The sequence below is a fragment of the Psychrobacter sp. 1U2 genome, assembly GCF_051847575.1.
In genome coordinates this window covers 1-601 of record NZ_JBPYDC010001433.1, presented here as the reverse complement: position 1 = coordinate 601, position 601 = coordinate 1, and the positions used below count along the sequence as shown (strand labels likewise).

General features: G+C 43.4%; 1 pseudogene. It reads right to left on the bottom strand.

Annotated features, from left to right (window positions below):
• Window positions 1-601, bottom strand: a pseudogene (locus tag ACS8FD_RS22490) (phosphoribosylformylglycinamidine synthase); the annotation flags it as partial.

Here is a 601-nt window from a genome sequence, read left to right as displayed (position 1 = left end):
ATTAGGATCTTGAGCGTCAGTAGGAATAGAGTAAAAGCGCATTCCTTTTGCCCCTGCCATCACCGCAGCGTTGTCTTTATAAGCAGATAAGATACCTTGTGGATTGGATTGATACGTGTTTTTAATCATTTGGAACAAGGATTTTGGCTGTACCTCACCATCGACTGTCCACTGGGCATTAAAAATCTTATGACGGCAATGCTCTGAGTTGGCCTGTGCAAACATCATCAGCTCAACGTCAGTTGGATTGCGCTTAAGCTCATTGACGTAAGCATTCATCAGATAATCAATATCTTCACTCGATAACGCAAAGCCAAACTCTGTGTTGGCTGACTCTAGTGCTGACTGACCTTGCCCAATCACATCGATATGATTGAGCGAAGCTGGGGCTTCATCGTCAAACAATTTATCTACATCATTTAAGTCATAAACCAAGCTCTGGGTCATGCGGTCAAACAACAATTGCTCAGCGGCAGCAGGCAATGTTGTACTTACTTCACCGTCTGTTGTTCCATCAAGGGTTAGCGTATAAACAATCACCCGCTCGACACGATTGATCTTAATGTCACAGTTATTAAAAATATCGGTCGCTTTACTGGCC